The organism is Streptomyces sp. NPDC018019, assembly GCF_044327805.1.
Classification (GTDB): Bacteria; Actinomycetota; Actinomycetes; order Streptomycetales; family Streptomycetaceae; genus Streptomyces.
In genome coordinates this window covers 95282-107442 of the sequence record NZ_JBIRGD010000021.1, presented here as the reverse complement: position 1 = coordinate 107442, position 12161 = coordinate 95282, and the positions used below count along the sequence as shown (strand labels likewise).

Annotated in this window: 9 protein-coding genes and 1 tRNA gene; 4 read left to right on the top strand and 6 right to left on the bottom strand. The window is 74.5% G+C overall.

The window, feature by feature from the left end:
• Positions 1-6 precede the first annotated feature (6 nt).
• Both ACH4FX_RS29915 and ACH4FX_RS29910 read left to right on the top strand, forming a co-directional pair.
• The gene (locus ACH4FX_RS29915; protein ID WP_398484159.1) at positions 7-636 is read left to right on the top strand and encodes a DNA-binding response regulator; all 630 of its coding nucleotides are present in this window, start codon (positions 7-9) and stop codon (positions 634-636) included.
• 34 nt (positions 637-670) lie between these two features.
• Positions 671-743 (top strand) — tRNA-Gly (locus ACH4FX_RS29910).
• A gap of 108 nt (positions 744-851) precedes the next feature.
• Here the strand turns inward: ACH4FX_RS29910 and ACH4FX_RS29905 are convergent.
• Both ACH4FX_RS29905 and ACH4FX_RS29900 read right to left on the bottom strand, forming a co-directional pair.
• Complete coding sequence (locus tag ACH4FX_RS29905) at positions 852-1754, bottom strand: phosphoribosylaminoimidazolesuccinocarboxamide synthase (RefSeq protein ID WP_398484157.1); 903 nt, start codon at positions 1752-1754, stop codon at positions 852-854.
• A 296-nt stretch (positions 1755-2050) separates the two neighbouring features.
• Entirely contained in the window at positions 2051-3280 is a 1230-nt protein-coding gene (locus tag ACH4FX_RS29900) for an MFS transporter (protein WP_398484246.1), read from the bottom strand.
• Between the two features lie 305 nt (positions 3281-3585).
• Between ACH4FX_RS29900 and ACH4FX_RS29895 the strand changes: the two genes are divergently transcribed.
• A complete protein-coding gene (locus ACH4FX_RS29895; RefSeq protein ID WP_398484155.1) occupies positions 3586-4506 on the top strand; it encodes a LysR family transcriptional regulator in 921 nt (306 codons plus the stop codon).
• A 34-nt stretch (positions 4507-4540) separates the two neighbouring features.
• Here the strand turns inward: ACH4FX_RS29895 and ACH4FX_RS29890 are convergent, their stop codons facing one another.
• The 3 genes from ACH4FX_RS29890 to purD form a co-directional block, all read right to left on the bottom strand.
• Positions 4541-6019, bottom strand: a complete 1479-nt coding sequence (locus ACH4FX_RS29890) for a N,N-dimethylformamidase beta subunit family domain-containing protein (protein WP_398484153.1) — start codon at positions 6017-6019, stop codon at positions 4541-4543.
• A gap of 289 nt (positions 6020-6308) precedes the next feature.
• Positions 6309-8597 carry a hypothetical protein gene (locus ACH4FX_RS29885; RefSeq protein WP_398484244.1) on the bottom strand — a complete coding sequence of 763 codons (2289 nt, stop codon included), beginning with the start codon at positions 8595-8597 and terminating at the stop codon, positions 6309-6311.
• Between the two features lie 368 nt (positions 8598-8965).
• On the bottom strand, positions 8966-10225 hold the full coding sequence (gene purD / locus ACH4FX_RS29880) for a phosphoribosylamine--glycine ligase (protein WP_398484151.1): 1260 nt from the start codon (positions 10223-10225) through the stop codon (positions 8966-8968).
• A gap of 299 nt (positions 10226-10524) precedes the next feature.
• Between purD and ACH4FX_RS29875 the strand changes: the two genes are divergently transcribed.
• A complete protein-coding gene (locus ACH4FX_RS29875) occupies positions 10525-11271 on the top strand; it encodes an SLATT domain-containing protein (RefSeq protein ID WP_398484149.1) in 747 nt (248 codons plus the stop codon).
• A gap of 192 nt (positions 11272-11463) precedes the next feature.
• Here the strand turns inward: ACH4FX_RS29875 and ACH4FX_RS29870 are convergent, their stop codons facing one another.
• Positions 11464-12114 carry a hypothetical protein gene (locus ACH4FX_RS29870; protein ID WP_398484147.1) on the bottom strand — a complete coding sequence of 217 codons (651 nt, stop codon included), beginning with the start codon at positions 12112-12114 and terminating at the stop codon, positions 11464-11466.
• Positions 12115-12161 lie beyond the last annotated feature (47 nt).

Below are 12161 nucleotides of genomic sequence, written 5' to 3'. Positions count from 1 at the left end.
GCGGGCGTGGACGCGGCGGAGGGTTCGGGTTCGGTGCGGGTGTTGTTGGCTGATGACGAGCATTTGATCCGGGGGGCGCTGGCCGCGCTGCTGGCCCTGGAAGATGATCTTCAGGTCGTGGCCGAGGCCGGTTCGGGACCGGAGGCGTTGGCGATGGCGCTGGCGCATCGGCCCGATGTCGCCGTACTGGATCTTCAGATGCCCGGGCTGGACGGTGTGGCAGTGGCCACATCTCTGCGCAGCCGGCTGCCCGACTGCCGGACCATGATCGTGACCAGCCACGGGCGCCCCGGCCACCTGAAGCGGGCCCTGGAAGCGGGGGTGAAGGGGTTCGTGCCGAAAACCGTCTCGGCACAGCGACTGGCCGAAATCATCCGTTCGGTGCACGCCGGAAACCGTTACGTGGACCCGGAGTTGGCGGCCGACGCCATCAGCGCCGGGGACTCGCCGCTGACCGTACGGGAGGCGGAGGTGCTGGAGTACGCGGAGAACGGCGCGCCCGTCGCGGAGATCGCGGAGCGGGCCGCGCTGTCGCCGGGGACGGTGCGCAACTACCTCTCTTCGGCCACCGCGAAGCTGTCCGCCGAGAACCGTCACGCGGCAGCGCGCATCGCCCGCGCGCGAGGTTGGCTATAGTGGACCCCGCACCGCGCCGCTGAGCGCGGGGCAGGCGGACGTAGCTCAGTTGGTAGAGCGCAACCTTGCCAAGGTTGAGGTCGCGAGTTCGAGCCTCGTCGTCCGCTCAGGGAAAAGGCCCCGGTCATGCGACCGGGGCCTTCTTCGTGTTCGGGGGGCGCAGTGGGGCGGGCCGGGGGCGTGGTCCCGGCCCTGTGCGCCTCGTCTCTCAGCTCTCAGCTCCAGGTGAGTCCCGTCAGCCGCTCGTACGCCTCGATGTACTTGGCGCGGGTGCGGTCGACGGTCTCCTGGGGCAGGGGCGGGGGCGGCTGCTCGCTCTTGCGGTCCCAGCCGGAGGCCGGCGAGGTGAGCCAGTCGCGGACGAACTGCTTGTCGAAGGAGGGCTGGGCCCGGCCCGGCTGCCACACGTCCGCGGGCCAGAAGCGGGAGGAGTCCGGGGTGAGGACCTCGTCCGCCAGCGTCAGCTGCCGCGCGCCGTCGAACCCGAACTCGAACTTGGTGTCCGCCAGGATGATGCCGCGCTCGCGGGCGATGTCGCGGGCCCGCCCGTATACGGCGAGGGTGGCCTGCCGGAGCTGGGCGGCGGTCTCGGCGCCGATCTGGCGCGCGACCTCCTCGTACGAGACGTTCTCGTCGTGTTCGCCGACGGCGGCCTTGGTGGCGGGGGTGAAGATCGCCGCGGGCAGTTCCGAGCCGTCGGCCAGGCCCTCGGGGAGCGCCAGCCCGCAGACCGTACGGGTCTGCTCGTACTCGACGAGGCCGGAGCCCGTGAGGTAGCCGCGGGCGACGCACTCCACCGGGATCATGGTCAGCGACTTGCAGACCGTCGTACGGCCTTCCCAGTCCGCCGGGGCGCCGGGCGGCAGCTCCGTGGACAGCACGTGGTGGGGGATGAGGTCGGCCAGCTGGTCGAACCACCACAGCGACAGCTGGGTGAGCACCCGCCCCTTGTCCGGGATCTCGGTGGGCAGTACCCAGTCGTACGCCGAGATGCGGTCGCTGGCCACCATGATCAGGTCGCCGTCGGCGTTCTGGTAGAGGTCGCGCACCTTGCCGGTGTGGAGGTGGGTGAGTCCCGGTACCTCCACTGCCTCGGGCTTTTCTACAAAACCGGACACGCTGCCTCCGCGTAGGTTGATCCAGGCGTCGGTCCGATTCTCCCGTATGCGGGGTCGGGACGGCGTCCCAGGGTCGGGGGTGGCTGGTAGTGGGCGACCGGTGGCAGCGGCGCCGGAGGGCTGTACGAGAGGGCGTACGCATCGGTGCGGGGCCGTACGGGGCCAGCCGTACGCACCGGCATCGGCGTCCGCACGGCCTCCCGTACGGACGCGAGGGCTGCCCCGGTCAGCTCCGGTCCGCCCCGGCCAGCTCCGGTCCGCCCCGGTCAGCTCCGGTCCGCCCCGGCCAGCTCGGGTCAGCCCCGCTCGCGGCGGGCCGTACGGACGACCGCGACGAGGGTGAGGACGGCCAGCAGTGCCGCGGCGGCGAGGATGATCGACGGGGAGCAGAAGGAGCTGAGTACGGTGATGGCGTACGGGGCGAAGAAGCCCAGGTAGGCGAGGGTCCAGAAGCGGGTGGTGAGCCTGGCGAGCCGGTGCGGCGGCGCCAGCGCGGCGACCTCGGTCAGGCCGTACGCCACGCACAGCCCGTAACCGGCGCCGAGCACCGCAGCGGCGCACAGTGCCACGGCGGGCTGCCCGGCCGCGACGGCGACGGCGCCGATGAGGAGGCCGAGCGCGACGGCGGCCAGTCCGGCGGCGGCGGTGGCCAGGCGGTGCCGGGCGGCGAGCCGTCGGGCGAGCGGCGCCACCAGCAGTCCGGCGCCGGGGGTCACGGCGGTGGCGACGCCCGCGTACACCGTCTGCCAGCCGTCCAGGTGTGCGCCGACGAGCCCCGGGAGGGTCACGAAGGCGATGGTCGGCGCGGCGAACACCCAGGGCGCCACCGGAGCGACCAGCCGCCGGAAGAAGGCGCTGGAGGAGCGGTCGGCGGCGCGGTGATCGGCGTCGGTGTCGTGGTGAGGGGCGTCGCCGGTAGCACGGTGCGTGGCGGGGCGTGGTGCGGCTTCGGTGGCGCGGCGGTCGGCTCCCCCGCCCGTGGCGCTCCGGCCCGTCTCCGGCGCGCGGGCGGCGGCCACCGCGGCTGCCGCCGAGAGCGCCAGGTGCGGGACGTACGCCATGACCATCGGGTACGGCGCCCACTGGGCGATCAGCGCGGCGGCCAGGCCGCCCGAGGCGAAGCCGGCGGAGAGGAAGAGGCCGGAGCGGCGGGCCGCGGTGCCGGGGGCGGTGTGCGGGTCGTGCGGCGCGGAGGAGAGTTCCTTGATCCAGACGCTGCCCGCGGTGAGCAGGGCACCCGCGCCGAGACCGGTCAGGAAGCGGCCGGGCCACAGCAGCCAGGCGGCGGCCGGGCCCGCCATCAGGAGGCAGGTCGCCGCGGCGGCCGTGGCGAGCGCGGTGAAGACGACGGGGCGCCGCCCGCGCCGGTCGGCCAGCGGGCCGCCCAGCAGCAGCCCGGGGATCAGGCCGAGGACGTACACCGCGAAGAGGGCGGTGGTGGTGGCCGTGGTCAGGTCCAGGTCGCCGCGGTAGGCACCGAGGAGGGCGGAGAACTGGTTGGCGCTCCAGCCGGAGGCCGTCATCATCCAGCCCGCGCGCAGCCAGTGCCGGGGCCGGGCCGGCGCACCGGCGGCACGGTCACCGGGTATCCGGGGCGCGGCGGGCGGGTGCGGGTCGGCAGCGGCACCGGGACGGGAGTCGACTGCGGCGCTCGCAACAGCAGCGGTGCGGGGCCCGGCGGTGGTATCCGGCCGGGCAGGGGTGCGGCATTCGGCGGAGGACGTGCTCATGGAAGCTGTTGTACGAGGCCGGAGGCCCTCCGCGCCGCCTCCGTTCAGGAATCGTGAACGGCACCCGCCTCCGGACTCGCGTGCGATTTATCGTGGCAGCTATGGATCTGCGACGGCTGTCTTCCTTCCTGGCGGTGGTCGAGGAGGGACACTTCGGGCGGGCCGCGTCGCGGCTCTTCCTGTCGCCGGCCGCGGTCACCCAGCACGTACAGCAGCTGGAGCGCGAGCTCGGTACCCGGCTGCTGGACCGCGGCAACGGCCCCGTCCGGCCGACCGCCGCCGGGCAGCGGCTGGCGTCGCACGCCCGTACGCTGCTGGCCGCCGCGAACGCCGCCGTGGAGGACGTGACCGAGGCCGCGGAACGCGCCTCGGCGGCCTCGTCCCTGGCCGCGCGCGGACTGCGGGTCGGTGTGATGGGGCACGGTTCGGCCGAGGTCACACCGGCGGCCGTCAACGCCTTCCGGCGGGCTCGCCCGGACGTGCCACTGAAGCTGGTCCAGTTGACGTTCACGGAGCACTGCAGCGCCCTGCGCGAGGACCGGGTGGACGTCGCGTTCGTCCGGCCCGCGATCGAGGCCGAGGGCATCGAAGTGGACGTCCTGACCACCGAACAGCGCATCGTCGCGGTCACGGCCGCCTCGCCGCTCGCGGACGCCGCGGCGACGGGCGTACGGGTCGCGGACGTCATCGACCTGCCGTACCTGCGGCTGCCCCGGCACACGCCGCGGCCGTTCACCGACTACCTGTACTTCGACGCGGGCGAGCGGCGCGCCCCGGACTGCGCGCTGACCCCGCACGACGTGCTGACCAGCGTCGCGGCGGGCCGCGGGGCGGGCTCCGGGCTGAAGTCCTTCGCCCGCTACTACCCGTGGCCCGGGACCGTGTACGTGCCGGTGCTGGACGCGCCGTGCGCACACAGCGTGCTCGTGACGCGGGCGGGCGACCCCAACCCCGAGGTGCGGATCTTCCGGGCGCTGACCGTGGCGCTGGCGCGCGAGCTGGGGCCGATCGCGGCGCGGTAGCGGCGGACCGGCGACGGGGCCGGTCCGCCCCCGGTCAGTCGCGCTTGCAGATGCGGTCGAGCAGGTTGGCCGTGGCGCGCTGGATGCGCTCGTCCACGTGGCCGGGGCGGTCCAGGGCCGGGGACCAGGCGAAGGTGCCGGAAGCGAAGACCAGGGCGCCGCTGAGGGCGCGGTACAGCGACGTCTCCTGGTGGCGGCGCGTGCCCTCGCTGTCCATGTACGGGGAGTGGGCCAGCAGGATGCGGTGGCTGTGCTCCGGAAGGGCCGTACGGGGGAAGTAGCGGTCGGCCTCGCCGGCGACCAGGCCGGGCAGCTCATCCCCCTCGTGGGCGCCGGTCGCCTCCCACATCCAGTGGTCCGCGTTCCGGACGACCAGCGGCGCGGGCTCCGGCACCCGGCCCGCGTACTGGATGCCCATCAGCAGCTGCTCCGGGTCGCCGGCCTCGCGCCACAGGGCTGGTTTGCCGGGCCCTTGGCGTTTGCGGCAGCTGAGCAGCGAGTCCGGGCCGGCCGGCGAGGGGGCCAGTTCGACCTGCCAGTACATGGTGTTGGCGGACAGGAAGACGAGCGAGGTGCCGCTGTCGCGGGCCAGTTCGGCGGTCCGGCGCATGGGCTGGGACCAGTACTCGTCGTGGCCGGGGAAGACCAGGCCGCGGTAGCGGGACGGGTCGACCAGCCCGGCGTGCAGGTCGCGGGCGTCGGCGTACGCGAGGTCGTAGCCGTAGCGCTCGGCCCAGCGGATGAAGTCGTAGGCGTGGCCCACGTGCAGCGGCAGGCCGGCGCCCGCGTACGGCCGGTCGAAGGAGACGGTGGTGGCGGCGTCGGCCTCGCCGAGCAGCGAACCGTCCGCGTCCCAGGCGTGGTACAGGCTGGCACCGGTCCGCCCGTCCTCCGGGTAGAGGTTGTACGCCTGCCAGGTGATGTCGGGCAGGAGCAGCAGGAGGTCGGCGGGGTGGGTGTCGCGGACCGTGAACGGGACATGGCTGCGGTGCCCGTCGGCGGTGGTCAGGACGGCGACGTAGGCGCCCAGTTTCCAGTACGTGGGGACCTGGAGACGCCAGGACAGCCACCAGTGGTGGCAGGAGACCGTGCGGTCGGCGGCGAGCGGCGCGGGCTGCACGATGCCGGCCAGCCGCGGGCTCGTGGTGATCTTGGAGGCGCCGGTGCCCGCGTAGTGGCCGATGCGGTAGATGTCGATGCTGAAGGGCTGCGGCGGATCGACCGAGACCCGGAAGTCGATGGCCTCACCGGGGGCCACCGCGCCGGTGCTCACGAAGCCCTTGATCTGCTGGCGCACGTCGTCGGCCGTACGGGGGCCGGCGCTGGAGCGGGGCGAGGGCAGGCGCTTCTCGCCGGGGGCGACCGCCGGGTCCACGTACCAGGGGACCACCTGACCGGAGTCGAAGTAGTTCTCGCTGCCGCGCAGCCAGGGCAGCGGGCCCTGTCCGAACGGGTCCGTGACCGCGTGCGCAAGCGCTCCCGACTCCCAGCGCCGGATCTGCTCCGTCCCCACCTCGTACTCCCCTCCCTGCGTCCCCCCGCCGACTGAGCAGGCCGCCGCGGCACTCAGATTTCGTGCTCGATTGAACGACTGGGGCCGATCCCAGCACATCACATTACGCACTTGCTCCGTCACCCTTCGTCGTGAATTCGCGACGGTTCCGGCCATGAACGACGAACTGGAGGGAAACATTCAGCCCGGTCGTGCGGGTGATGCGGAGTGGGCGCCCACAACAGGCGCACTCGCCTTCTTCATGCCCCTCAATGCGCCCCTGTACGCCCCTTGCGCGCCGTCGGCGCCCTCACACGAGCCGGACCGGTTTCTCGGGGCGCACCCCGACCTCGCCGAGCCAGTCGCCGAGCGGTCCGGCGTCGCCGTCGTCGACGAGCCGGAGCACCGGGTGTCCCAGGTCCGAGCGGCGCACCCCGTCGACGAGCAGGATCGGGCCGTCCAGCCAGTCCAGGCCGGGGGCGGCGCCGGCGGTGTCCACGGCGGCGCAGCAGACCATCGCGGTGACGTGGTCGGCGAGCAGCTCACGGCCCGTGCGCGGGGGCTGCATCGGGAACAGCGGCAGCCCGTCCGCGAGACCGTCGCCCCAGGACACGCCCGCGTCCGGGCCGTCGGCCACCGGCCCGCGGGCCGCCTGGCGCGCCGCCTCCGCGCGCTCCTCGCGCGCCACCTCGGCACCGAGCCGCGCGGCGACGAGATCGCTCGTCTGCCCGTCGGCCACCAGCCGCTCGATGACCCGGATCAGCGTGGGCCCGGAACTCGCCGGACCGGGATCGGCGGACCGGGCCGGAACGGACGGACGCGATTCCGCGGCCAGGCCGGGGGCGGGCGGGGTGTCCGGAGGGGGTGAGGAGTCCAGGGGGGCCGAGGAGTCCGGGACGGCCTCGGGGAGGACCTCCGGGGGCACCGAGGGATCCGGGAAAGCCGCGGCATCCGGGCTCGCCGGGCCGTCCGCGGTGGCCGGGCCATCCGCGGTGGCCGGGGCTTCCCCGGTTGCTGAGGGCTGCGCGGTGGCCCGGGGCTCCTCGGCGGGCTGGGGCTCCGCCACCGTCCGTTTCTCCAGGTACGTCGGCCGGTGTGGAGCTTCGCGGTCCGAAGCGTCGCGGTCCGAATCCGTTGTCGAATCCGTTGTCCGGTCCGAAGCCGATCGGTCCTCCGGGCTCGTCAGGCCCTCCGGAGCCGCCGCCTCCGGGCCCGGAGGCGCGTCCGCGGTGCGCTCCCCCGCTGCCGGGGACGTCAGGTGCTCCGGGGCCTGCGGCTCCGGCGACCGCGGTGCCGGGCGCGGTATGCGGCAGTCGGGGCGGGCGACGTGCTCCGGCGCCGCCGGGGCGCGCGGTGGACTGGTGCCGCCCGCGTCCGGCGGGAGGGCGTCCAGTACGCGGTGCAGCCGCGCCGCTTCCAGGCGCCACTTACGGTCCACGACCTCTTCCGGATACTGCTGCCAGCCGACCGGGGACCAGTCGGGGCCCGGTTCGGCCGGGCCGCCGTGGAAGAGGCGGGCGGCGAGGAGGGAGGCGGCGCGGTCCACGGCGCCGGGCTCCTCCAGGAGGTCGCACGCGGGGCGCTCGCCCAGGCGCGAGGTGAAACCTTCGGCCAGCCGGTCACGGCGGGACAGCTCGGTGAGCGCGGACACCACGCCGGCGTCCAGCCGGGAGGGCCAGCGGCCCAGGCGCCAGGCGGGCAGCGCGACCCTGGTCAGCAGCCGGTCCCAGCCCGCGTACGCCAGCCCGACCTGCTCCTGGGCGACGATCCGCAGGCCGTAGTCGACGTTCTGGGCCCGTTCGGAGGCGGCGGCGGCGACGCATCGTTCCATCTCCATGGCGTGCTCGCGGCAGGCGCGCAGCAGCAGGCGCGCGACCCAGCCGACGAACGCGGGCGCCGGCGCGCTCAGGGGGCTCTTGGCACGCGTCGAGACCGCCACCGCGGCGTCCAGACCCCGGACGAAACGGCGGGCCGCGGCTATGTCCGGGTTGGCGGACGGGCCGGTGCCGGCCACGACGGGGGCCAGCAGCGCGCGCAGCTCGGCCACCCGCATCCACCACATGAACGGCGAGCCGATCACCAGGACCGGCGCCTGCACGGCGCGCGCCTCGCCGCGCGCTCCCGCGCCCGCTCCCCGGCCGTCCGCCCCGTTGCCGCGCGGCGCGCCGTGTGCGCGGTGCGTACGGTCCTCCAGCCAGCTGTCGCAGTCGGGCGTCAGGGCTATCGCGGAGGGCGCCGGCACTTCCAGGCGGTCGGCCAGGTCCCGTACGAGGTGGTACAGGTCGGGTGCGGACTCCTCCGCTATGGGGACGGACGGACTCAGCGCGGGCCGGGCCCGGACGATGACGGCCGTGACGAGCGCCGCCAGGAGCAGCACGACCAGCGCGAGGCCGGTCACCACCCAGCGCGCCGTGTCCCAGCCGGTGGAACTCGTGACGGGATCGGCGCGGCCGATGCGGCCGGTCAGTCCGCCGACGAGCAGCACCACGGCCACCGCCGCGGGCACCAGGGCCACGCCCAGCGCCGCGCCGCGGATCCGCAGCACCGCGAGCGCGCGGGCGCGCGCCGCCTCTGCTCCTGCTTCCGGACCTGCCACCAGCCTGTACACCCCCTGCTGTCCTGATCAACGGGACGAAGAGAACACGGGACGACAAGAGCGGGGCAACGGTGCCGGGGTCGCGGACGGCTCCGACGGCGTTGCTCACTCTCCACCACTGTGGCACCGGCCACTGACATCGCAATGCCGGTGAGCCACTTGCCGGACGCCGCCGTGACAGCCGTGCCGCCGGGCGGCACGGGCGCCACAGGACGCTTGCGGGGAACCCTAGTTGGGGCGTCCCGCCCCGTCAGCCGGATAGCGGCGCGGTCACTCGATGGAATGGCTTTGGGCAAAGCCGGGAGCCCCATCCCGGCCAAAATCCTCCGGCGCGGGCCGGAGCCGGGACGGGGAAGGAGGCGGCCCGCCCCTCAGCTCTCCCCCGCCGCCCGCGCGGCGATGTCCGTGCGGTGGTGGGACCCGTCCAGCGTGATCCGGCCGACCGCCCGGTAGGCGCGCTCCCGGGCCACGGTCAGGTCGGTGCCGGTGGCCGTCACGGACAGCACCCGGCCGCCCGCGCTGACGACCTCACCGGTGGCGGCGTCCTTCTTCGTGCCGGCGTGCAGGACGTACGCGCCGGGGGCGTCCTGCTCCGCGACCTCGGTCAGGCCGCCGATCGGGTCGCCGGTGCGCGGCGTACCCGGGTAGTTGTGCGCGGCGACGACGACCGTCACCGCCGCGTCGTCGCTCCAGCGCAGCGGCGGCAGCGTGGCGAGCGTGCCGGTCGCGGCGGCGTGCAGCAGCGCGGACAGCGGGGTGCGCAGCCGGGCCAGCACGACCTGGGTCTCGGGGTCGCCGAAGCGCGCGTTGAACTCGATGACGCGCACGCCGCGCGAGGTGATCGCCAGGCCCGCGTACAGCAGCCCGGAGAAGGGCGTGCCGCGGCGGCGCAGCTCGTCGACGGTGGGCTGCAGCACCGTTTGCAGCACCTCGTCGACCAGCTTGGGGTCGGCCCAGGGCAGCGGGCTGTACGCGCCCATGCCACCGGTGTTCGGGCCCTGGTCGGCGTCGTGGGCGCGCTTGAAGTCCTGGGCGGGCTGCAACGGCACGACCGTCTCGCCGTCGGTCACCGCGAACAGCGAGACCTCCGGGCCGTCGAGGAATTCCTCGATGACGACGCGGTCGCAGGCCAGCGCGTGTGCGCGGGCGGCCACGACGTCCTCGGTGACGACGACGCCCTTGCCGGCCGCCAGGCCGTCGTCCTTGACCACGTACGGGGCGCCGAACGCGTCCAGCGCCTCGTCGATCTCCGCGGGGGTGGTGCACAGGTAGCTGCGGGCGGTGGGCACCCCGGCGGCGGCCATCACGTCCTTGGCGAACGCCTTGGAGCCCTCCAGCTCGGCCGCGCGCGCGGACGGGCCGAAGACCGGGATGCCGCGTTCGCGGACGGCGTCGGCTACACCGGCGACCAGGGGCGCTTCGGGACCGACCACCACCAGGTCCGCTTCCAGGCGCCGCGCCAGGTCTGCCACGGCCGCGCCGTCGACGGCGTCGACGGTGTGCAGCTCGGCCACTTCCGCGATACCGGCGTTGCCGGGGGCGCAGTGCAGCGCGGTGACGTCGGGGTCGAGGGACAGTGAGCGGCACAGGGCGTGTTCGCGGGCGCCGCCGCCGATGACGAGGACCTTCACGTGTGCAGCCTAGTCGCCGTCGGCCCCGGCCCCGGGCGGCGCCCCTGAGGGGCCCCGTACAGCCGGGCGGGGCGCGGGGACGAGGCGGGCGGAAGCCGGGGAAACCGGGCGACGCCGGGCAGTGGCAACTCTTTCGAGTGAGAGCGGGCATGGCCCTATACCGGATTCCGCACCACTTCCGGGCGGAAATAAAGCGATCTTGGGGGCGAGGCCCACCGTTCGGCGGTAGGAAGGTGGGGCGCACCGGTTGTCTCGTACGTACCGCGTGCATCGCACGTATCTGCTGAGGGAGTGCACGGGTGAGTCAGCCGGAGATGCAGCCCGAGGGGCCCCCTCGGGAGGAGCGCGGGCCTGGGGGCGGCCGCGGTCGCGGCGACCTGGGCGGCCGCCCCTTCCCGCTCGGGGACTGGGGCGAGCCGGCTGAACGCCTCGACGAGCTGTACCACTGGGTCGAGGCGGGCGCCCTGCAGGCCGCCTCCTGGTACCTGCACGACCGGGTGGCCAAGCGGCGCGGCGCGCGGGCGCTGCGGCTCGGCGCCGCCGCCGGCGTGGCGGTGGGCGGCCTGATGCCGCTGCTGGACCTGACCGGGGTGGCCCCCGGCGGGGCGAAGTGGGGGTACCTGGCGCTGCTGGTGGCGGCGGTGTGCGTCGGCAGCGACCGGTTCTTCGGGGTGACGGCCGGCTGGATGCGGGACGTGGCGACCGCGCAGGCGGTGCAACGGCGGCTGGACGCGCTCCAGTTCGACTGGGCGTCGGAGAACGTACGCGAGGTCCTGGGCCCGACGGAGGGCACCGCCAGCGAGGCGGCGGAGCGCTGCCTGGGCGTGCTGCGCCGCTTCAACGAGGACATCGCGGAGCTGGTGCGGGCCGAGACCGCCGACTGGATGTCCCAGTTCCGGCCGGGCCCGCTGCCGCCCGCCGCCCGGGCCACGGCGCAGTGGGGGCAACGGCCGGAACCCGGCGGTCCGCAACCTGGCCGGATCACGCTCCCGCCGGGCACCCGCCCGAACATGCCGCGGCAGCGGCCACCCGAGCCACCACGCTGAGGCGCGCGCCCGCTCGCGCGGCACCGCGCGCCGCGCCGAGCGCTCCGCACACCGGCCCGCACACCGCATACCGGATACCGGATACCGGGTCCCGTCGGCCGCCGCCGGACCCCAGGCGCCGGGCACCGGATGCCGGGCACCGGACACCGAGTGCCGGACCTCAGGCGCCGGGCGCCGAGGGGACGGCGACGGTCAGCTGAACACGATCATCGAGCCCTGGCCCAAGCTCCGCGTCGCCGCTGCGTGCAGCCCCAGCCAGACGTGCCGCTCCCGCGCGAACGGACTGTCGTCCAGGGGCGGCCCGCCCACCCGTTCCTCCAGGGTGGTGGGCCGGGACGGCGCTTCGGGCGCGGCCGGCGGATTGGCCGGATCGATACCGATGGACGGCGCGACCAGCTCCAGGTCGCGCAGCAGGCCGTGCGCGGAGCCCAGCGGGCCGCCGCCCTCCAGGAGTTCGTCGGTGGCCAGCGGGTGCGGGAAGTCGACCGGGACGTACGCCCCGGCGTGGTCGTAGTGCCAGACCAGGTGGGACTCCTTGGCCGTGGTCTCGAACATCTCCAGCAACTGCTCGTAGTCCCCGCCCAGTTCGTCCACCGGCGTCACCTCCAGCCCGCATATCCGCAGCAGGTAGGCGCGCCGCAGGAAGTGCAGCGCGTCGTAGTCGAAGCCCGCGACCGGGGCGACGTCCCCGGACAGGCCGGGCATGTAGCTGAAGACGGGGACGGGCGGCAGTCCCGCTTCCGTGAGGGCCTTGTCGTAGGCGGCGATCTCTTCGGAGAAGGGGTTGTCGGGGCTGTGGCACAGCACATCGACAAGGGGGACCAGCCACAGGTCACATGCCACGTATGAGCTCGCTTCCGGTCGGGTGGGGGGCGGTCGGGACAGCGTAG

Coding starts and splice junctions, on each gene's coding strand:
- ACH4FX_RS29900 (WP_398484246.1), bottom strand. CDS start 3,280: ATGATGACGGCCTCCGGCTGGAGCGCCAACCAGTTCTCCGCCCTCCTC.
- ACH4FX_RS29895 (WP_398484155.1), top strand. CDS start 3,586: ATGGATCTGCGACGGCTGTCTTCCTTCCTGGCGGTGGTCGAGGAGGGA.